The organism is Ruegeria meonggei (assembly GCF_042768335.1).
GTDB lineage: Bacteria > Pseudomonadota > Alphaproteobacteria > Rhodobacterales > Rhodobacteraceae > Ruegeria > Ruegeria meonggei.
Genome location: NZ_JAXHBT010000001.1, coordinates 182,901 through 202,403, shown reverse-complemented (window position 1 = coordinate 202,403; position 19,503 = coordinate 182,901). Strand labels below are relative to the sequence as shown.

Below are 19,503 nucleotides of genomic sequence, written 5' to 3'. Positions count from 1 at the left end.
AAATGCACGTCGTCTTCCGCGAAAGCCACGGGTTAGAAGAGACCGAGACCCCAACCGATCTGGGCCAGAGCCCAGCGGAACTGGTGGTGTTGTCGTTCTCGGACAGCGACCTAGGCGCTTTCGCGGCAGGCTGGCATCGCGGTGGTGGGTCCGAGGGACGGATGCCGACGATGCGGCTGGCCAATCTGACCGCGCTGAAACATCCGCTGTCCGTCGACACCTATGTCGAACAGACGCTGGAGGGCGCCAAAGGCATCCTGATCCGTCTGATCGGCGGCGTGCCCTACTGGGCTTACGGGTTGCAGCAGGCGCTGGCGCTGGCGCAGAGCAAAGGCATCGCCTTGGCTGTCCTGCCCGCCGACGGGCGTGAAGACACACGGCTGGACGAGTATTCCACCCTGCCCGTCTCGACCCTGCGGCGTCTGGCGCATTTGTGTGACACCGGCGGCGAAGTAGCAGCTCAGGCTGCTCTGGCACAGATGGCTCTGGGGGCTGGGCTTTATGCCGGACCGGTCATGGGGGCCAAAACAATCCCCGAATGCGGTGCATGGTGCCCGGATCGTGGGGTCATCCCGGTCGACAAAGCCTTTACCGGAGACGCGAAACGCATTGTTGTGACGTTCTACCGGGCCTACCTGACTTCGGCGGATACCGCGCCAATCGCAGCGCTGATCCACAGCTTGCGTACCCGTGGGTTTGACGCGGTCGGGGTATTCGCGCCTTCGCTGAAAGCGCCTAACGCCGCTGCGTGGCTGCGCGAACAAATCGTCGCGCTGGCCCCTTCGGCGATCATCAACGCCACCTCGTTCTCGGGCAAAGGCGCGTCGGGCACCTCTCCTCTGGACGCCGCCAATGTCCCTGTGTTCCAGGTCGCGCTATCCACGGCACGCCGTAAGGCCTGGGCCGAGGCGGAACGGGGCCTGTCCCCTGCCGATCTCGCCATGCACGTGGTGCTGCCCGAAGTGGACGGGAGGATTTCGGCGGGTATCGCCTCGTTCAAAGAACCGGGCAAACGCGACCCATATCTGGAGTATTCCCGCTTTGCCCACCGGGCCGAGCAGGAACGGATCGAGGCGATCATCGACCGGGTAAGCGGCTGGCTGAACCTGAAAAACAAGCCAAAGGCAGATCAGATCCCGGCGCTGATCTTATCCACATATCCGGGCAAGAATTGGCAAATGGCCCATGCGGTCGGCCTGGATGCGCTGGCGTCAGCCGAGGCGATGCTGTCCGATCTGCAAACCGAAGGCTATAAGACCGCGCCCGCCGAACCAATAACTGACACGCTGCTGGGCGCCCGGCTAACCTGGCCCCTAAAGGACTATCTGTCGGCGCTGGCAGACGTTCCGGAATCCCTGCGCGCAGATCTGCAAACCGTCTGGGGCAGGCCCGAGAACGACCCAGCCTTCGCGGGTGGCGCGTTTCACTTCACTGCCCTGCGGCGTGGCAAGGCGTTGGTGGCGCTGCAACCCGAACGCGGTACGCCGGAACTGCGGGAAGACGAATATCACAACTTGTCGCGCACCCCGCGCCACGGCTATGTCGCGTTTTACCTGTGGCTGCGTCAGGGTCTGGGTGCGGACGCTTTGATCCACATCGGGGCGCACGGCACGCTGGAATGGCTGCCCGGAAAATCGGTCGCCCTGTCCCAGGAATGCTGGCCCGAGGTGTTGATCCGCGATCTTCCGGTGATCTACCCCTTTATCGTCAACGATCCAGGCGAAGCCGCGCAGGCCAAGCGCCGGATCGGGGCGGTCACATTGGGACATATCCCGCCCCCTATGAAAGAAAGCGGCACACCGGATCGGATGGTACGGTTGGAATCGTTGCTGGACGAGTTTTCCAATGCGGACGGGTTGGATCCCAAACGGCGCGACCGCCTGCAATCCGATATCCGGGATGAGGCGCAGGCCATCGGGCTGGAAAATGATCTGGGTCTGGATCAGGCCACCTGCAGCGCCGAGGCGATCACACGTATCGACCGTTTTGTCTGTGACATCAAAGAGAGCCAGTTCGGCGATGGGCTGCATATCTTCGGCCGCGCGCCCAAAGTGACGGGCAATTTCGACGCCGCCCCCTCTGCCCATGCCGAACGCAGCGCCCTGATCGACGCGTTGGCGGGCAAACGGATTGAGGCTGGCCCCTCAGGTTCCCCCTATCGCGGGCGGTCGGATGTGCTGCCGACGGGGCGGAACCTCTACACCACCGATCCACGTTCGGTCCCGACCCGCGCCGCCTATACCCAAGGTGTGAAACTGGCCGAAGAACTGGTCCGGCGTCACCTGCAGGAAGAAGGCGATTACCCCAAGGGGCTGATTGTCGATCTCTGGGGCTCGGCCACCATGCGCACCGCAGGCGAGGAATTCGCCATGGCGCTGCACCTGCTGGGTGTCAAACCAGTCTGGGACAAAGGGTCCGAGCGGGTTTCTGGCATCGAAGTGCTGCCCATCACCGACCTCAGCCGCCCGCGTCTGGATGTGACCCTGCGCGTCTCGGGCCTGTTCCGCGACGTGTTCCCGACGCTGTCGGCGCTTTACGGTCAGGCGGTACGGGCGCTGTCGGCGCGGGATGAGGCCCAGGATTGGAACCCCTACGCGGGTCAGGCCCCTGCGGCTCGGGTCTTTGGCCCTGCACCCGGCAGCTATGGTCTGAACATGACCCACCTCTCGGAAACCTACACCGATGAAGCCCGCACGCAGGCCGGAGAAGCATGGCTGGAGGCCAGCTCTTTCGCATTAGAGGGTGAGCATATAGCGCAGGACCGGGACGGCATCACCCGGCGTGTCGCCAATGCCGACAGCTTTGTTCACCTGCAGGACCTGACCGAAACCGACCTGCTGCTGGCCAATGACTACGCCACGCATGAGGCTGGTTTTGCAGCCGCCAAGAAGGTTACCGGCGGCACCGTCCAGCTGTATCATCTAGACAATACCAACGCGGAGAACCCGCGCGCGCGCACCCTGCCCGAAGAGATCAGCCGCGTTATTCACGCGCGGGCCACCAACCCCGGCTGGATTGCGGGCATGCAGCGGCACGGGTTTCGCGGGGCCGCAGAAATTGCCGCGACGCTGGATCATATGGCGAGCTTCGCGCATTTGTCCGGCACCGTCGCGCCGCATCTGTTCGACCTGTACCACGACGCGACGCTGGGCGATCCGCAGGTCGACGCCTTTCTGCAAGAGAGCAACCCGCAAGCGCATCAGGCCATGCAGGACCGCTTTCGCGCGCTATTGGAGGCGGGGCTGTGGACCACGCGCCGGAACTCAATCCGGGCCGATCTGGAGGGGTTGAGATGAGCGCGCCTTTGGCCAAGCCAATCGTTCAGGGATGGTGCCCCGGCGCCCACCGTCCGATGATGTCGGGCGATGGGCTGGTTGTTCGTGTAAGGCCGCGACTGGCGCGACTTGAGGTCAGTCAGGCTTTGGGGCTTTGCGATCTGGCCCAACGGTTTGGCAATGGTACCATCGATCTGACCAACCGGGCCAATCTTCAATTGCGCGGGGTCAAAGAAGCTGATCATCAGACACTCTTGACGGAACTGGCCGCCCTGAACCTGCTGGACGCCGACCCGGGCATCGAAGTGCGGCGTAACATTCTGGTCTCTCCACTGTATCAAGCGGGCGATCTGACTGCGCGTTTGACGCAGCACCTGATCGACCGACTGGCAGAGTTACCCACCCTGCCCGCCAAGTTTGGTTTTGCCATAGACACAGGCCCAAAACGCCTGTTGGCAAAGGATTCGGCGGATGTCCGGCTGGAAGTCAGAGCCGACAGGCTAATTTTGCGCGCCGATGGGGCGGACACCGGGCGGCACGTGACCGAGGGTGATGCCATCGACGAGCTGATCATGCTGGCACGTTGGTTTGCCGACAGATACACTCCTAAATCGCGCCGCATGGCGCGGGTGGTTGCCCTTGGGGATCTACCGCTAAAGTGGCAAGGTGTCGCACTGAGTGCAATTGGCAGCCCGCTGCAACCCGGGCCCTGCGATCTTGGCACGCTTTATGGCGCGGCCTTCGGACAATTACCTGCACACCAGCTTCGTGACCTGATTGAGAGCGGTAACGCCGTTGCCCTGCGCGTCACCCCATGGCGGTTGATCCTGCTGGAAGGCGGGGCGGCGATACCTGCCCCGGGTTTTGTCACAGATAGCACCGACCCGCTGATGACCACCGACGCCTGCCCCGGGGCGCCGCTCTGCCCGCAGGCGCAAGTTGAAACCCGCGACATCGCCCGCACTTTGGCCCGACGCGTTTCCGGCAGCCTGCATGTGTCAGGGTGTTCCAAGGGATGTGCCCGGATGCGCGCTGCAGATTTCACTTTGGTTGGCAATGACGGGCGGTTTGATCTTGTCAAACATGGCTGCGCAGGGGATGAGCCCTGCCAGCGCAGCCTGACCCTCGAAACACTTATGACCATGGACCTGACCTGATGCCTTATGAATATGAAACCGATGGCGCGGCGATTTACAAACAGAGCTTTGCCACCATCCGGTCCGAGGCCGATTTGACCCGCTTCGACCCCGATGAGGAGCAGGTCGCCGTCCGGATGATCCACGCCGCAGGAATGGTTGGGCTGGAAGAGTTCGTGCATTTCTCACCCGGATTTGTCGCCGCGGCGCGTACCGCATTGGAAAATGGCGCGCCGATCCTGTGTGACGCGCGCATGGTCAGCGAAGGCGTGACCCGGTTTCGCCTGCCCGCCGATAACGAGGTGATCTGCCCGCTACATGACGAACGTGTGCGCCCGCTGGCCGCGAAGATGGGCAATACCCGGTCCGCTGCCGCGCTGGAACTGTGGCGTCCACATCTGGAGGGCGCGCTGGTCGCCATCGGCAACGCGCCAACTGCACTGTTCCATTTGTTGAATATGCTGGAAAACCCTGACTGCCCGCGCCCTGCTGCCATCCTCGGCTGCCCGGTGGGTTTTGTCGGCGCGGTCGAATCCAAGGACGCGCTATGGCAGGCGCAGCCGGTGCCATCGTGCATCGTAAAGGGCCGTCTGGGCGGCAGCGCCATCACGGTCGCCGCTGTCAACGCCATTGCGAGCCGCGCGGAATGAGCCCCGGTACAATATACGGCGTGGGCCTCGGCCCCGGCGACCCGGACCTGATGAGTGTTCGGGCAGATCGCCTGTTGCGCAATGCCCGCCATGTCGCCTTTTTCCGCAAGCCGGGACGCAGCGGTCAAGCGCGCAAGATCGTCAATGGCATGATCCCCGAAGGTGCCATTGAGTTCCCGATGGAATACCCCGTGACCACGGAAATTCCATTGACCGATCCGCGTTACAATGAGCTGCTCTCGGCGTTTTACGAAGACTGTGCTGCGCATTTGAGAACCTTGTCCGAACAAGGCGAGGACATTGTGGTTTTGTGCGAAGGTGACCCGTTCTTCTACGGGTCTTTTATGCACCTTTACAGTCGGTTGCGCGGAAAATCTGATGTCGAAGTGGTTCCCGCGATCACCGGCATGTCCGGTGCCTGGACCGCGACCGGAGACCCGATCACCTGGGGCGACGACGTGTTGACTGTGCTGGTCGGCACGCTGCCCGAGGACGATCTGTCGCGACGCATGGCGCAAACAGATGCGCTGGTGGTGATGAAAATCGGACGCAATATCGACAAGGTAAAGCGGGCGCTGAAAACCGCTGGTCTCTTTGACCGGGCATGGATCGTGGAATTCGCCCAGATGCCAAACCAGACGGTAACGAAACTGTCCGAGGCCTGTGAGAAAGTGACCCCTTATTTCTCGATCATCATCGTGCACGGTCAGGGCCGACGACCATGAGCGGCTGGGTCAAAATCGCGGGGCTGGGCCCTGGCAGTGAGGAACTTGTGACATCGCAGGTCTCAGCAGTCTTGGCCGAGGCAACGGATGTGGTCGGCTATATCCCTTACGTTGCGCGTGTGGCGGAACGCCCCGGTCTGACCCTGCATGCCAGCGACAACCGGGTTGAGATTGACCGCTCGCAACATGCGCTGCAAATGGCGGCCGAAGGCAAACGTGTGGTCGTGGTCTCTTCGGGTGATCCGGGCGTCTTTGCCATGGCAGCTGCGGTGTTTGAGGCGTTGGAAAACGGCCCCCCGGAATGGCGCGACATCCCCATCGACGTGCTGCCGGGCATTACGGCAATGCTGGCGGCTTCGGCGCGCGCGGGGGCGCCATTGGGACATGATTTCTGTGCCATCAACCTCAGCGACAATCTCAAACCTTGGTCTTTGATCGAAAAACGTCTGCGTCTGGCGGCGCAGGGGGATTTCGCCATGGCATTCTACAATCCACGGTCAAAGTCCCGTCCGGAAGGCTTTGTAAAAACGCTGGAAATCCTGCGTGAGGAATGCGAACCCGAACGCCTGATCCTGTTCGCCCGCGCCGTATCACGCCCGGATGAGGCGATCCGGATATCCACATTGGCCGAGGCAACGCCGGACATGGCCGACATGCAAACGGTGGTCATCGTGGGATCATCCCTGACCCGCGTGATCGAGCGCAATGCGGCCCCGATAGTCTACACTCCGAGGTTCACCGAAGCCGGGGATCAAGGATGAGTCAGCCAGTCCAAAACTTGCGTCACGCCCGAAAATTCAACCCGCTTTGGCAGGGTCGGACGGTCAATCATCAGCACCGGCACGCCCAGTGCCCGCGCCGCGTCAAGCTTGGCCCGTGCGCCGGTGCCGCCTGCGTTTTTGGACACGACCAATTGGGTCTCATGGCGCATTATCAGTGCCAGATCCTCTTCAACTGTGAACGGCCCGCGCGACACAACCACATCGCAATTCGGCAGCGGCAGCATGTCCGGCTCATCCACCAACCGCAGCAAGTAGTGGTGCTGGGGTTGGGCCGCGAAATCCTCCAGATGCATCCGACCGACGGCCAGAAAAACACGCTGCGCCGGACCCGACAGCGCGGCAACAGCGGCGGCGGTGTCGGATGCGTGCTGCCAGCGATCGCCGTCCTGTGCGGCCCATTCCGGGCGGGTCAGCGCGGCCAACGGCACGCCTGTCTCGGCACATGCCGCGACCGCATTGCCGCTCATCTGCGCGGCAAAAGGATGGGTGGCATCAACGACATGAGTAACCGCGGAATCGGACAGATAGCGCGCAAGCCCGGCAGCCCCACCAAATCCACCGACACGCACCTGCACCGGTTGCGGGCGCGGGTTTTCCACCCGTCCCGCATAGGAATAGGTCGCCGGGATACCCAGCTGGGCCACAGCTTTGGCCAGTGCGTTGGCTTCGGTCGTACCGCCAAGGATCAGGAGGTTGGTCATGTCTGATGCTCCGTGGCTGACCGTTCTGGGCTTGGGCGAAGATGGACTGGATGGCCTGCCGCCCGCAAGTCGTCAAGTGCTTGAGCGCGCCGAGATCATTATGGGCCCGCCGCGGCACCTATCTCTGATCCCCGACAGCACCGGACAGCGGATCGAATGGCCTGTGCCTTTTGCCGATGGCCTGCCCATTCTGACCGGATTTCGTGGCCGTCCGACTGTGGTTTTGGCTTCGGGTGATCCATTCTGGTTCGGCGCGGGGTCGGTGATCGCACGCAATTTCGATGCCGGGGAATGGGCCGCCCTGCCCGGCCAATCCACCTTTTCGCTAGCCGCCGCGCGGCTGGGTTGGCCGCTGGAGGCCACCCAGACCTTTGGCCTGCACGCGGCCCCGCTGACACGGCTGCGTCCGCATCTGGCCCCCGGGCTGCGCGCAATCTTGCTGCTGCGCAACGGCGCGGCGGTGGCCGAGCTGGCGACTTACCTGACCGAAACCGGCTTTGCTGACACCCGCCTGCATGTGATGGAGGCGCTTGGCGGTGCCCGTGAACGGTCGCGCAATGTGTCGCTGACCGAGGCGTTGCTGGGCGGCTTCGACCACCCGGTCTGCGTCGGGCTTGAGGTCGCAGGCCACGGCGCCGCGTTCCCCAAGGCCTCGGGTAAACCGGATGAGATTTTTGAGACCGACGGCCAGATCACCAAACGTCCAGTTCGTGCATTAACCCTGTCAGCGCTGGCCCCGCAACGGGATGAGCACTTGTGGGATATCGGGGGCGGAACCGGATCCATCAGCATCGAATGGCTGATGTGCGATCCGACCTTGACCGCCACCTCAATCGAGCCCCGCGCCGACCGGGCCGAGCGTATTCGCCGCAACGCGGATATGCTGGGTCAGGATCGGCTGAACGTGGTGCATGGCACGGCCCCCGATGCGTTGACCGGCCTGGCTCTGCCCGATGTGGTTTTCATCGGCGGCGGGCTAAGCACTGCGTTGCTGGAATGGCTGCAAACTTCCCTGCCAGCGGGCACACGTCTGATCGCCAACGCGGTGACTTTGGAGAGCGAAGCCTTGCTGGCGCACTGGCACGACACGCTTGGCGGAGAGCTGCTGCGCATTGAACTGGCGCAGGCCTCGGCCCTTGGCCCAAGGCGCGGCTGGAAATCCGCCTATCCCGTAGTGCAGTGGAGCGTGACACTATGATCATCGTCGCGGGCCTGGGATTATCGTCAGCGGCAACCGTTGACAGCCTGCGTATGGCCTTTGAGCGCGCCAGTACCGACAAGCGGGTCGACGCGATAGCGACCGTCGCCGACAAAGAAGGCCACGCCGCCCTTGCGGCATTCGTCCAGACCATCGCCTTACCCTTACATTTCGTCGCCCCCGCCGATCTGGCGGGGCAACGCACCCTCACCTGCTCGGCCCGCAGCCGCGCCACTTATGGCACCGGCAGCGTGGCTGAGGCATCCGCTCTTGCCGCCGCCGGTGCTCTGGGTGGTCCGGGTGCGCGGCTGACTTCACCCAGACACATCTCGGACGACCGTCTTGCCACTTGCGCCGTCGCCATCGGAGGACAAACATGACCGTTCACTTCATCGGCGCCGGACCGGGTGCCGCCGACCTTCTGACCTTGCGCGGGCGCGATATCATCGCGTCTTGTCCCGTGTGCCTCTATGCTGGATCGCTGGTGCCTGAAGAAATTCTGAGCCACTGCCCCGAGGGCGCAAAGATCGTCAACACCGCACCAATGGACCTGAACCAGATCATGGCCGAGATCGACGCTGCACATCAGGCCGGTCAGGACGTGGCGCGGCTGCATTCCGGTGACCTGTCCGTCTGGTCGGCCATGGGTGAACAGATCCGACGACTGAAAGAGATGGGGATTCCTGTCAGTGTTACACCAGGCGTGCCGTCCTTTGCGGCCGCCGCTGCCGCATTGGGCACGGAACTGACCTTACCGGGACTGGCCCAATCGGTGGTTCTGACCAGAACGCCGGGGCGCGCGTCCTCGATGCCCGAGGGCGAAACGTTGAAAAACTTCGCGCGCACCGGCGCGACCCTCGCCATCCACCTGTCGATCGGCAATTTGGACACGGTCATCGCCGATCTGGCCCCCGCCTATGGCGCGGATTGCCCTGTGGCCGTTGTCTACCGGGCCAGCTGGCCGGACGAGCGGATCATCCGCGCCACTTTGAATACCCTGAAGGACGCGCTGGACGAGAGCATCTCGCGCACTGCTCTGATCTTGGTCGGCCCGGCGCTGGCCGGAGAAGGGTTCGACGAAAGCTGTTTGTATTCCAAAGATTACGACCGCCGCTATCGCCCGCAAAGCGCAGATAGCCCGTGGTCAAGTTGGAGCCCAGAGAATGAATGACGCGATGACCAACCCTCCGGGCGTGCTGATATCCGCGCCCTCTTCGGGCACCGGTAAAACCACCGTCATGCTAGGCCTGCTGCGCGCGCTGGCCGAAGACGGGCTGACTGTACAACCGTTCAAGAGCGGCCCTGACTACATCGATCCGGCCTTTCACCGGGCTGCGGCTGGGCGGGCTTCGTTCAATCTGGACAGCTGGGCGATGGGCGACCCGCTGCTGAGTGCGATTTCCGCTCAGGCGGATGGGGCCGATATTGTGGTCGCCGAGGGCTCAATGGGTCTGTTTGATGGCGTCGCCAAACCCGGGGAACTGGGCCATGGCTCCAGCGCTGAAACCGCGCAGCGCATGGGTTGGCCTGTGGTGCTGGTGCTGGATGTGGGTGGCCAGGCACAATCTGCGGCAGCCACGGCGCTGGGGTTTCGGATGTACAATCCGGACTTGCCATTTGCGGGCGTGATCCTGAACCGCTGCGCCAGCCCTCGGCATGAGAGGTTGACACGGCTGGGCATGGAACGTGCAGGTATGCCGGTGCTGGGTGTGCTGCCACGTCGTGGTGATCTGACTTTGCCCGAGCGGCATCTGGGCCTGATCCAGGCGGTCGAGCACCCCGATCTGGAAAGTGCGATTGTCGGTTATGCAGCCTTTCTGCGGGAACACGTGGATTTGGAGGCAATCAAAAAGGCGGCTTCCTCAGGCCCCAGTGGGCCATCGTCAGCCGCGCTGCCGCGCCCGCCTGCCCAGCGGATCGCGCTGGCCCGGGATGCGGCGTTTTCGTTCACCTATCCGCATTTGCTGAAAGGCTGGCGGGCCGCTGGGGCTGAAATTCTGCCCTTTTCGCCCTTGGCGGACGAGGCCCCCGCACCAGATGCCGATCTGGTGTGGCTGCCCGGTGGATACCCTGAATTGCATGCAGGTACATTGGCTGCGGCCGGAACCTTTTTGGGCGGGCTGCGCAAACACGCAGAAACCAAGCCGGTGCATGGTGAATGCGGGGGGTATATGGCGCTTGGCCAGGCGCTGGTCGACAAGGACGGCGTTCGACATGAAATGGCAGGGCTGCTGGGGCTGGTGACCTCATACGAAAAACGCAAGTTCAACCTTGGATACCGTCGGGCGGAACTGCTGGCGCCGATGCCCGGGTTTTCGACGGGGTTTGGTTTGCGTGGGCATGAGTTCCACTATTCCTCGATCCTCGATCAGCCTGACGCTGCGCTGGCGCGGGTGTTTGACGCCGAAGGCGCAGAAGGGCCACAGACCGGGTCCGTACGCGGCCATGTGACCGGTACCTTCTTTCACCTGATCGCGGAGGCCTCGGCATGAGTGGCTTTGTCTCGTTCGTCGGCTCGGGCCCCGGAGACCCCGAGTTGTTGACGTTGAAAGCGGTGGACCGGATGCAGAAGGCGGATGCTGTGCTGTTCGACGACCTCAGCAGCGGCCCGATCCTGAGCCATGCGCGTGACGACGCCGACCTGGTGGGCGTCGGCAAACGCGCCGGACGCCCCTCGCCCAAACAGAATCACGTTAGCCGGTTGCTGGTGGACTATGCCAAAACCGGCGCCCGCGTGGTTCGGTTGAAGTCCGGCGATGGCGGGTTGTTCGGGCGGCTGGAGGAAGAGCTGACGGCGCTGCGCGCGGCCGAGATCGACTATGAGATCATACCCGGCATCCCTTCGGCTGTGGCAGCGGCTGCAGCGGCGGGCATTCCACTGACCCGACGGTTGACAGCCCGGCGGGTTCAGTTTGTGACCGGCCATGACGTCAGCGGCAAACTGCCCGAAGACCTGAACCTGCCCGCTTTGGCCGATCCTGATGCCACAACAGTTGTATTCATGGGCAAGCGGACTTTTCCTTTGCTGGTGAAAGCGCTGCATGCGCATGGCTTGCCCTTGGATACTCCGGCAATGATGGCTGAATCCGTTTCGACCCCGGATCAGAAACTGCACCGTGCAACCGTTAGTGCGTTGTCCGCACAATTGGAGACCGAGATCGGCACTGCCCCGGCGCTGATCCTTTATGGCCCGCTGGCTGAGGTCGGCAATGTTTGACCTGACCATGATCGGCATTGGCACCGGCAACCCCGACCATTTGACCTATCAGGGGGCGCGGGCCATTCGGACCGCGGACCTGATCCTGATCCCTCGAAAAGGCGAGAACAAAGCCGATCTTGTCGGGCTGCGGGAGGAGATTATCACTCAGGTCACCGACACGCCGCCACAGATTGCCTATTTTGACATACCCAAGCGGCGCGCCGACGACGGGTATCTGCGCGGGGTGGACGACTGGCACGACGCGATTGCCCTGCGCTGGCAGAAAGCGATCTCGGCCCATCCGCAAGCGCGCAATGTGGCCCTGTTGATCTGGGGCGATCCGTCTTTGTACGACAGTTCGTTGCGAATCGCCGCACGGCTAACCCCCAAACCGCAGACGCAGGTGATTCCCGGCATCACCGCCCTACAGGCACTGACGGCAGCACATGCGATTCCGATTAATGATCTGGGCGCGCCCTATGTCGTGACAACCGGACGGCGCATTCGGGATGAGGGCTGGCCACCAGATGCCACAACAGTAGCGGTGATGCTGGATGGAGAATGCGCTTTTCAAAACCTTGAAATGCAGGATTATGACATCTGGTGGGGCGCTTACGTGGGCATGAAAGAGGAACTGCTGATCAGCGGACCCTTGGCCGACGTGGCCGTGCAGATTCTGGAAACGCGGGCGCGGGCGCGTACGGATCATGGCTGGATCATGGATATCTATTTGCTGAAAAAGCGCGTGATCTGACCTGAAAGGTCGCAAATGACGATTGCGCCCTTGCAGGCATAGCGGCTAAATGGAGACGTCTGGTCCCGCCGGAGACATCCGGATGCTAAGAGGGAATTTGGTGCGACTGCCCGTTCAGTCAAGTCCAGAGCCGCCCCCGCGACTGTAAGCGGAGAGCTCCTGTTCAACCAGCCACTCCTGTTTTCAGGGGGAAGGCGAACAGAGGCATCGACCCGCAAGCCAGGAGACCTGCCAGGCGTAAATCGTAACACCAGCCGTCGGGTGCGACGGCAGAGGAGAACTAGTAATGGCAACACAAACAAAAACAGCATCCGCCGCGCGCACAGGCTTTTTTCCGGTCATGTTCGCAGTGGTTTTGGGTCTGGGCCTTATCACGCTGACGGGTCACGTTCAGGCCGCAGCGCTGCATGACGCCGCACATGACGTGCGTCACGCAACCGGCTTCCCCTGCCACTAAGACCATGTTCAGTCGTATTCTGACCAGCGCGTTGTTCGCTGGTGCTGCAGCGGGGCTGATTGCCGCCTTGCTGCAGTTGGTCTTTGTGCAACCTGTCTTACTGCACGCGGAACTATATGAATCCGGAGAGCTGGTGCATTTCGGAGCAGAGGCGGTGTCCGCCCATCCCGAACTGCCGGGCATGTTCTCAGAATTGACCCGCGACGCGCTGAGCGTCATCTTTACCATGTTGACTTATACCGGTTACGCGCTGGTGATGGTTGCGCTGATGTCGGTGGCTGAAGGACAAGGTCACACGATCGATGGCCGCACCGGTGTATTGTGGGGCCTGGCGGGATTTGTCGCGTTCCATCTGGCACCCGGCTTCACCTTGGCACCCGAAGTGCCGGGCGTTGCCGCGGCTGACGTCTATGCCCGACAGGTCTGGTGGTTTGCCACTGTTGCGGCGGCGCTTGTGGCGCTGTGGCTGATTGCCTTTGGCAGCAATCTGATCAGCTATGTGATCGCAGCTGCCCTGCTGATGGCCCCGCACCTGATCGGCGCGCCCGAGCCGGACGTATTCACCGGCCCGGTCCCGACCGAAATCGGCGCCCTGTTTGCGGCCCGCGCCTTTGGCATTGGCTTGGTTGCCTGGGTTCTGGTTGGCGCTTTTGCCGGGTATTTCTGGCAAAGCGAAGGCAAGCGCGCTGCGGCGACGGCCTGATTTAGAAATACGCGCGCCGGGCATTCCCCGGCGCGTTTCTTTTTGTTTTCAAGGAAATAAAATGGCACGCTCACTTGCCCTTTTTGCCATCGGACTGGTGTTCGGCGGCGGGGCCGGATTTGTTCTGGCCGCCGCCAATGGCGTAACTTTTGATGGCCACGACCATGGCGACCCGGCCCACCACGGCGGCGTACAGGCCGAAGCGATGGCACATGACCACTCGACCCCTGTGAACCTGCCTGCAGGTGCGGATGCGCCCAGCGTTGCGATTGCAGTGATTCCAGATCCTATGGCCGGTTGGAACCTGCACGTGATGCCGCAGAATTTCCGGTTCGCTCCGGAAAGCGCGTCGGCGGCAGATAAAGACGGCGAAGGTCATGCGCACGTCTACATCAACGGTGAAAAACTTGGCCGACTTTACGGCAACTGGATGCATATTCCAGCCTTACCCAAAGGCGCGGTCGAGGTCGAAGTTTCATTGAACGCCAACAGTCACAGCCCGTTGACCGTCGACAACGTGCCTGTCCGCGCGGTGGTCACCGTTCAGGTCGACTAAAGCGCTGGAATTCGCGTACGCAAACACATCCGAAGCCGCCCGCAAGGCCGGGCGTCTTCGATCCAGCCCTTGGGGCTGTCCAGATAGGTCTGACAGGTCTTGGCGATGTCCCCGGCGTCTGCAACCACATTGATCCCGGAAAACACATACGACGCACACCCCGCACTTTGCAGCGCCAGTGCGGTCGGTTCGGCGCAACTGCTGAAACAGGCATGTGTGGCAAACTCAACCCGTTCCTCAAGCCCGGCTTGGGTGAGTGCGGTTTGCACAACCAGTGCCTCGGCTGCGAGGTCACGCGCACCCGCGCAACTGCTGCAGATCAATAGGCGTAACTTGTCCACAAACGGCCTCATATCCTGACGTCCGCAGGTTTCTGCGGCTTTATGACGGTCGGCGCAATCCTGAATACGCACGTGTTTGTGAGTGCGCCGTGCCTCGTTTTCTGCCATCAATTGGTCCGACATAAAACAGGAGACACCACCATGCGCGCCTTGTGGGCTATGCTCTGCTTTCTGGCCCTGCCCCTATGGGCGGACGAGCCGCTGTCGGGATGGGCGGTCTACTCTACGGACAAAAGCTATGACCAGCTTGTCGCGGACACCAAAGCGGCCGTAAAGGAAAACGGTCTGATTGTGGTCACGCAGGCTGGCCCCACCAAAGCTGCCGCCGCGCGGGGCATCACCATTCCAGGCAATCTGGTGATCGGGGTCTTTAACAACGATTTTGCTGTGCGCGTGCTGGAAACCTCGGTCGATGCGATGATCGAAGCGCCGATCCGGTTTTACGTGACCGAAAATGATGACGGCAGCGCCACGCTGTCTTACAAAAGCCCCAGCTTTGTCTTTGCACCCTATGTGTACGAGGGCGGAGAGCCGCTGACCGATATTGCCGCGGAACTTGACACAAAGTTCCAGACAGTGGCGGAATCCGCAGTCAAATAGTCACACTGACGTGAACCAGCTTGCCTCTGGCCGCGTCCTCCGCAATCTCCTGTACAACAAAAACTTCGGAGCATACCTGATGCAGGACCTGTCCCCCCGCGCGGCTGACCTCTTGGCCCAACGATTTTATGAGGCTGGGTGCCGCCACGCCTTTGGCATGCCAGGGGGCGAGGTGCTAACCTTGGTTGATGCGCTGGAACAGGCCGGTATCACCTTTCATCTGACCAAACACGAGAACGCAGCCGGATTCATGGCCGAAGCCGTTCATCACCGCGACGGCGCGCCTGCGATTCTGGTTGCCACGCTGGGCCCCGGCGCGATGAACGGCATCAACGTGGTCGCCAACGCGTTTCAGGACCGGGTTCCGATGATCGTGCTGACTGGCTGTGTAGATGCGGATGAGGCGTTGACCTATACCCATCAGGTCATGGATCACGCGCAAGTTTACCAATCAATCACCAAGGGGACATTCACCCTGACTGCGCAGGGTGCAGACATTATTGCCGACAAAGCCGTGTCGCTGGCCAACCAGCCCCGCCCCGGTCCCGTGCATATCGATGTGCCGATCTCGGTTGCGGATACGCGCGTTTCTGGCGTCAAACGTCGTCGTCGTGCCAAGATCGCCGCCGTGGCACCCGAAGGCAATTGCGTGGAAAAGGCCCGCCGTTGGGTGGCCGAGGCGGAACGTCCCATCGCCATTGTCGGTCTGGATGTCCTGTATGACAACTCGCGCAATGTGGTGCAGGCGTTTCTGGAACATTTCAACATACCGTTTGTCACCACCTACAAGGCAAAGGGTGTCGTCCCCGAGGGTCACCCCTTGTGCCTGGGTGGCGCGGGCCTGTCACCACTGGCCGACAAGCATCTGGTACCGCTGGTCGAGCAGGCAGATCTGGTGGTGTGTCTGGGCTATGACCCCATCGAGATGCGCCCGGGCTGGCGCGAGATCTGGGATCCCGAAGAAACGCGCGTCATAGACATTTCGGCGGTGGTCAACGACCATTACATGCATCAGGCCGGGTTGAATTTAGTGGCGCATACCGGCGCCACGTTGGAGGCAATCGCCAAAGGTAACCCGGCCCGCGCGACATGGCCGGGAAGGGAGCCGCAACTGGTCAAGGGTGCTTTGGCGCAGGCCTTCCAGACGGATGACGATTGGGGGCCAGCCGCCGTGATCGCCGAAACCCGCGCTGCACTGCCGCCGGAAACGCTGGCCACAGCTGACAGCGGCGCGCATCGCATCCTGCTGAGCCAGATGTGGGAATGCTCCGAGGAACGCGGGCTGATCCAATCCTCGGCCTTGTGTACAATGGGCTGTGCCGTGCCGATGGCCATCGGCCTGAAACTGGTTGAGCCCAAGCGCCCGGTGATCAGCTTTTCGGGCGATGCCGGGTTCCTGATGGTCGCCGGAGAGCTGTCAACTGCGGCCGAGATGGGCGGAAACCCGATCTTTCTGGTCTTTGTCGACGCCAGCCTTGCTCTGATCGAGTTGAAGCAGCGCCAGCGTCAGATGGGCAATACAGGCGTGGATTTCGACCGCCACGACTTTGCCGCCATGGGCCGGGCCTTTGGTGGTAATGGGCATACTGTACGCAACCGGGCTGAACTGCGCGCAGCACTGGACGCCGCCGTCAAAGCCGACAGTTTCACCGTCATTGCAGCCGAAATTGACCGTGGGGGATATGATGGCCGTATCTGACGGACCGCTGAAGGGCGTCAAGGTTCTGGACCTGTCCCGCATTCTGGCAGGGCCGACCTGCACGCAGTTGTTGGGCGATCTGGGTGCCAGCGTCATCAAGATCGAAAACCCCGCCACGGGTGGCGACGACACCCGCCAATGGGGCCCACCGTATGTCGAGGATTCCGAGGGCAACCGCTCGGACCTGAGCGCATACTTCATGGCGGCCAACCGGAACAAAAAATCTGTGGCAATCGACATCACCAGGCCGGATGGGCAGGCTGAAATCAAACGGCTGGCCGGCCACGCAGACATCCTGATCGAAAATTTCAAACCCGGCGGGCTGGCGAAATACGGGCTGGATTACGCAAGCCTGTCACCGGACTTGCCGGGCCTCGTCTATTGCTCGATCTCGGGCTATGGCCAGACTGGACCAAATGCGTCCAAGCCCGGTTATGATCTGATGGCGCAAGGCTATGGCGGAATCATGTCACTGACCGGTGATCCCGAGGGCGCACCAATGAAGGTAGGCGTGGGCATCTCGGACGTCATGTGCGGGATGTACGCCACAGTCGGTATTCTGGCCGCCCTGCGACACCGCGATCAGACGGGCCAGGGCCAGCAAATCGATCTGGCATTGGTCGATTCCCAAGTGGCTTGGCTGATCAATGAGGGCGTGAACTATCTGACCTCAGGCGATGTGCCCCAGCGGCGCGGCAACGGGCACCCAAACATCGTCCCCTACGACGTCTATGAAACTGCCGATGGCCACGTCATTCTGGCTGTTGGCAACGACAGCCAGTTCCGGCGGCTCTGCGATTTCATTGATCTGCCTGGACTGGCCGATGATGCACGCTTTGCCACCAACCCGGCCCGGCTGGAACATCGCGATGCCCTGAATGCTGTGCTGCGCCCGGCGGTGCAATCGCACCAGACACAAACAGTCATTGCTCAGCTTGAAGCGCGCAAAATCCCCGTGGGTCCGGTGCAGACGATGGACCAGGTTTTTGCCACCGATCAAGTCGCCGCCCGCGAGATGCAGATCGATATGCAGGCCGATCCGGGCGAGGTGCAATTGATCGGGAATCCACTAAAATTGTCCCGTACACCTGTGACATATCGCACGGCGCCACCTGTGTTCGGCGCTGACACTCAGGGTGTTTTAAGCGCTGAAAATCCGTTCGACGACTGAAACACAGTGCCTCATTAGGCGGCATGTTGCTGAAACATGCCGTTGAATTGGCGGTTTTTTTCACCTTTTCCACACACAGCTTTTCACCAATTCGAGAGCAGGGCCGATACTGATACGACGCCACCTGAGTCTCTGCTAAGTCGAATAGAGAATAAAAAACGCAATTGGATTGGACTGCACGTATGAAACAAGATGTTTTCGGACAGATGAACACTCTCAGCCAATCGGCAAGCGTCGAGGCATGGGATGGTGTTCTGCTTGGCTTCATGGCGCATGCGGCAATAACCCCGCAACATCTGGGCACCGTGCTTGAGCTTGAGCCCGATTTTGCATTGGGCCACGCGGTCAAAGGTCTGTTCATGGTTCTGCTGGGACGGCGCGAGATGATGCCAGTCGCGGTTGAGGCACTGGCAACAGCCAACGCCGCGATGGAACGGCAGCCGGTATCTGATCGCGAACGCATGTACGTCGAGTCACTGGGGCTATATCTGGCGGACCTGCCAACGCAGGCCATTCAGAAATTCGAAGAAATTCTCCGCGCCCACCCGCAGGACACGCTGGCGATGAAGCTGAGCCACGCCACCCGTTTTGTTCTGGGCGATCCGCAAGGCATGCGGCGGTCCATCGAACGCGTGATGCCTGCGTATGAACCCGATCATGCCGGGCGCGGCTATCTGTTGGGGTGTCATTCCTTTGCGCTGGAAGAAACTGGCGCATATGAAAAAGCCGAGATTGCCGGTCGCCAGGCGCTGTGGATGGTGTCGGACGATGCCTGGGGCCTGCACGCCGTGGCGCATGTGCACGAGATGACTGGCAATGCGCAGCTGGGTCTTGACTGGTTGGCGGGTCGCGAGGACGCCTGGGCGCATTGCAACAACTTCCGCTATCACGTCTGGTGGCACAAGGCGCTGATGCATCTGGATCTGGGTCAGGTCAATCAGGTGTTCGAGCTGTACGATCAGCACATCCGTCAGGACAAAACCGACGACTATCGCGATATCTCGAACGCAACATCGCTGCTGTCACGGCTTGAACTTGAAGGCGTAAACGTAGGTTCTCGCTGGGAAGAGCTGGCCGATCTCAGCGCCGCCCGGACCGAGGATGGCTGCCTGATCTTCGCAGATTTACACTATCTTCTGGCGCTGACTGGCGACAATCGCAATGATGCGACCGGCCAGATGCTGAAACGCATCCAGAAGGACGCGCAGCGCAATCAGGGGGACACCCCGATCCGCATGTCCGATCCAGGCATTGCAGCCGCCAAGGGGCTTGAGGCTTTTGGCGACGGGCTTTACGGCGAAGCCTTTGATTTTCTTTCAAATGCACGCGGTGGAATGCAACTGGCAGGTGGCAGCCACGCCCAACGTGATGTATTCGAACGCATCACAATTGATTCCGGCCTGCGCGCCGGTCGTCTGGATGCTGTCGAGCGTATCCTTGACGACCGCCGCACCAAACGGGCCGGAGGCGAGGACAATTACGCTCTGGCGCGCCGCGCATTGATTGACGCGGCCCGCGACGACGGAGACGCACAAAGCGTTCCGGCTGAATAACAA

Annotated in this window: 20 protein-coding genes and 1 riboswitch; of the genes, 18 read left to right on the top strand and 2 right to left on the bottom strand. The window is 61.7% G+C overall.

The annotated features are described in order from the left end of the window. Positions 1–2: 2 nt before the first annotated feature. From cobN to cobJ, 5 genes are read left to right on the top strand one after another with little or no spacing between them, the layout of a single operon-like run. On the top strand, positions 3–3,296 hold the full coding sequence (gene cobN / locus SJY13_RS01000) for a cobaltochelatase subunit CobN (protein ID WP_377186575.1): 3,294 nt from the start codon (positions 3–5) through the stop codon (positions 3,294–3,296). Further along, positions 3,293–4,432 (top strand): cobalamin biosynthesis protein CobG, encoded by a 1,140-nt coding sequence (locus SJY13_RS00995; RefSeq protein WP_377186572.1) that lies wholly within the window; start codon positions 3,293–3,295, stop codon positions 4,430–4,432. The genes cobN and SJY13_RS00995 overlap by 4 nt, the downstream gene beginning before the upstream one ends. Next, entirely contained in the window at positions 4,432–5,061 is a 630-nt protein-coding gene (locus tag SJY13_RS00990) for a precorrin-8X methylmutase (protein ID WP_377186570.1), read from the top strand. The genes SJY13_RS00995 and SJY13_RS00990 overlap by 1 nt, the downstream gene beginning before the upstream one ends. After that, complete coding sequence (locus SJY13_RS00985; RefSeq protein ID WP_377186568.1) at positions 5,058–5,786, top strand: precorrin-2 C(20)-methyltransferase; 729 nt, start codon at positions 5,058–5,060, stop codon at positions 5,784–5,786. Before SJY13_RS00990 ends, SJY13_RS00985 begins: the two co-directional genes overlap by 4 nt. After that, positions 5,783–6,547 carry a precorrin-3B C(17)-methyltransferase gene (cobJ, locus tag SJY13_RS00980; protein ID WP_085821001.1) on the top strand — a complete coding sequence of 255 codons (765 nt, stop codon included), beginning with the start codon at positions 5,783–5,785 and terminating at the stop codon, positions 6,545–6,547. Before SJY13_RS00985 ends, cobJ begins: the two co-directional genes overlap by 4 nt. On the opposite strand, the gene SJY13_RS00975 is transcribed toward cobJ, so the two are convergent. Beyond that, on the bottom strand, positions 6,538–7,269 hold the full coding sequence (locus SJY13_RS00975; RefSeq protein ID WP_377186565.1) for a cobalt-precorrin-6A reductase: 732 nt from the start codon (positions 7,267–7,269) through the stop codon (positions 6,538–6,540). The two genes, cobJ and SJY13_RS00975, sit on opposite strands and share 10 nt — an antisense overlap. Between SJY13_RS00975 and cbiE the strand changes: the two genes are divergently transcribed. The 9 genes from cbiE to SJY13_RS00930 all read left to right on the top strand — a co-directional run bounded on the left by cbiE (position 7,268) and on the right by SJY13_RS00930 (position 14,136). After that, entirely contained in the window at positions 7,268–8,467 is a 1,200-nt protein-coding gene (gene cbiE, locus SJY13_RS00970; protein ID WP_377186563.1) for a precorrin-6y C5,15-methyltransferase (decarboxylating) subunit CbiE, read from the top strand. The two genes, SJY13_RS00975 and cbiE, sit on opposite strands and share 2 nt — an antisense overlap. Beyond that, entirely contained in the window at positions 8,467–8,847 is a 381-nt protein-coding gene (locus SJY13_RS00965; RefSeq protein WP_377193517.1) for a cobalamin biosynthesis protein, read from the top strand. Before cbiE ends, SJY13_RS00965 begins: the two co-directional genes overlap by 1 nt. Continuing rightward, on the top strand, positions 8,844–9,638 hold the full coding sequence (cobM, locus tag SJY13_RS00960; protein ID WP_377186561.1) for a precorrin-4 C(11)-methyltransferase: 795 nt from the start codon (positions 8,844–8,846) through the stop codon (positions 9,636–9,638). The genes SJY13_RS00965 and cobM overlap by 4 nt, the downstream gene beginning before the upstream one ends. Further along, on the top strand, positions 9,631–10,959 hold the full coding sequence (locus SJY13_RS00955; protein ID WP_377186559.1) for a cobyrinate a,c-diamide synthase: 1,329 nt from the start codon (positions 9,631–9,633) through the stop codon (positions 10,957–10,959). Before cobM ends, SJY13_RS00955 begins: the two co-directional genes overlap by 8 nt. Further along, complete coding sequence (cobA, locus tag SJY13_RS00950) at positions 10,956–11,684, top strand: uroporphyrinogen-III C-methyltransferase (protein WP_377186556.1); 729 nt, start codon at positions 10,956–10,958, stop codon at positions 11,682–11,684. Before SJY13_RS00955 ends, cobA begins: the two co-directional genes overlap by 4 nt. Then, a complete protein-coding gene (gene cobF / locus SJY13_RS00945; RefSeq protein ID WP_377186553.1) occupies positions 11,677–12,420 on the top strand; it encodes a precorrin-6A synthase (deacetylating) in 744 nt (247 codons plus the stop codon). Before cobA ends, cobF begins: the two co-directional genes overlap by 8 nt. A gap of 43 nt (positions 12,421–12,463) precedes the next feature. Beyond that, a riboswitch (cobalamin riboswitch) is annotated at positions 12,464–12,670 on the top strand. A gap of 36 nt (positions 12,671–12,706) precedes the next feature. Beyond that, positions 12,707–12,877, top strand: coding sequence for a CbtB domain-containing protein (locus tag SJY13_RS00940; protein WP_085821009.1), 171 nt, complete (start codon positions 12,707–12,709; stop codon positions 12,875–12,877). Positions 12,878–12,881: 4 nt separating this feature from the next. Beyond that, a complete protein-coding gene (locus SJY13_RS00935) occupies positions 12,882–13,580 on the top strand; it encodes a CbtA family protein (protein WP_377186550.1) in 699 nt (232 codons plus the stop codon). A gap of 61 nt (positions 13,581–13,641) precedes the next feature. Further along, positions 13,642–14,136 (top strand): hypothetical protein, encoded by a 495-nt coding sequence (locus tag SJY13_RS00930; RefSeq protein ID WP_377186547.1) that lies wholly within the window; start codon positions 13,642–13,644, stop codon positions 14,134–14,136. On the opposite strand, the gene SJY13_RS00925 is transcribed toward SJY13_RS00930, so the two are convergent. Then, on the bottom strand, positions 14,133–14,585 hold the full coding sequence (locus SJY13_RS00925; RefSeq protein ID WP_377186544.1) for a DUF1636 family protein: 453 nt from the start codon (positions 14,583–14,585) through the stop codon (positions 14,133–14,135). The genes SJY13_RS00930 and SJY13_RS00925 overlap by 4 nt on opposite strands. A 33-nt stretch (positions 14,586–14,618) precedes the next feature. Between SJY13_RS00925 and SJY13_RS00920 the strand changes: the two genes are divergently transcribed. From SJY13_RS00920 to SJY13_RS00905, 4 genes are all read left to right on the top strand, one after another. Continuing rightward, the gene (locus SJY13_RS00920) at positions 14,619–15,077 is read left to right on the top strand and encodes a DUF302 domain-containing protein (protein ID WP_377186541.1); all 459 of its coding nucleotides are present in this window, start codon (positions 14,619–14,621) and stop codon (positions 15,075–15,077) included. A 79-nt stretch (positions 15,078–15,156) separates the two neighbouring features. Continuing rightward, on the top strand, positions 15,157–16,776 hold the full coding sequence (locus tag SJY13_RS00915; protein WP_377186538.1) for a thiamine pyrophosphate-binding protein: 1,620 nt from the start codon (positions 15,157–15,159) through the stop codon (positions 16,774–16,776). Continuing rightward, positions 16,763–17,947, top strand: a complete 1,185-nt coding sequence (locus tag SJY13_RS00910; protein WP_377186535.1) for a CaiB/BaiF CoA transferase family protein — start codon at positions 16,763–16,765, stop codon at positions 17,945–17,947. Before SJY13_RS00915 ends, SJY13_RS00910 begins: the two co-directional genes overlap by 14 nt. Positions 17,948–18,129: 182 nt before the next feature. Further along, positions 18,130–19,500 (top strand): tetratricopeptide repeat protein, encoded by a 1,371-nt coding sequence (locus tag SJY13_RS00905; protein WP_377186532.1) that lies wholly within the window; start codon positions 18,130–18,132, stop codon positions 19,498–19,500. The last annotated feature ends 3 nt before the right edge of the window (positions 19,501–19,503 follow it).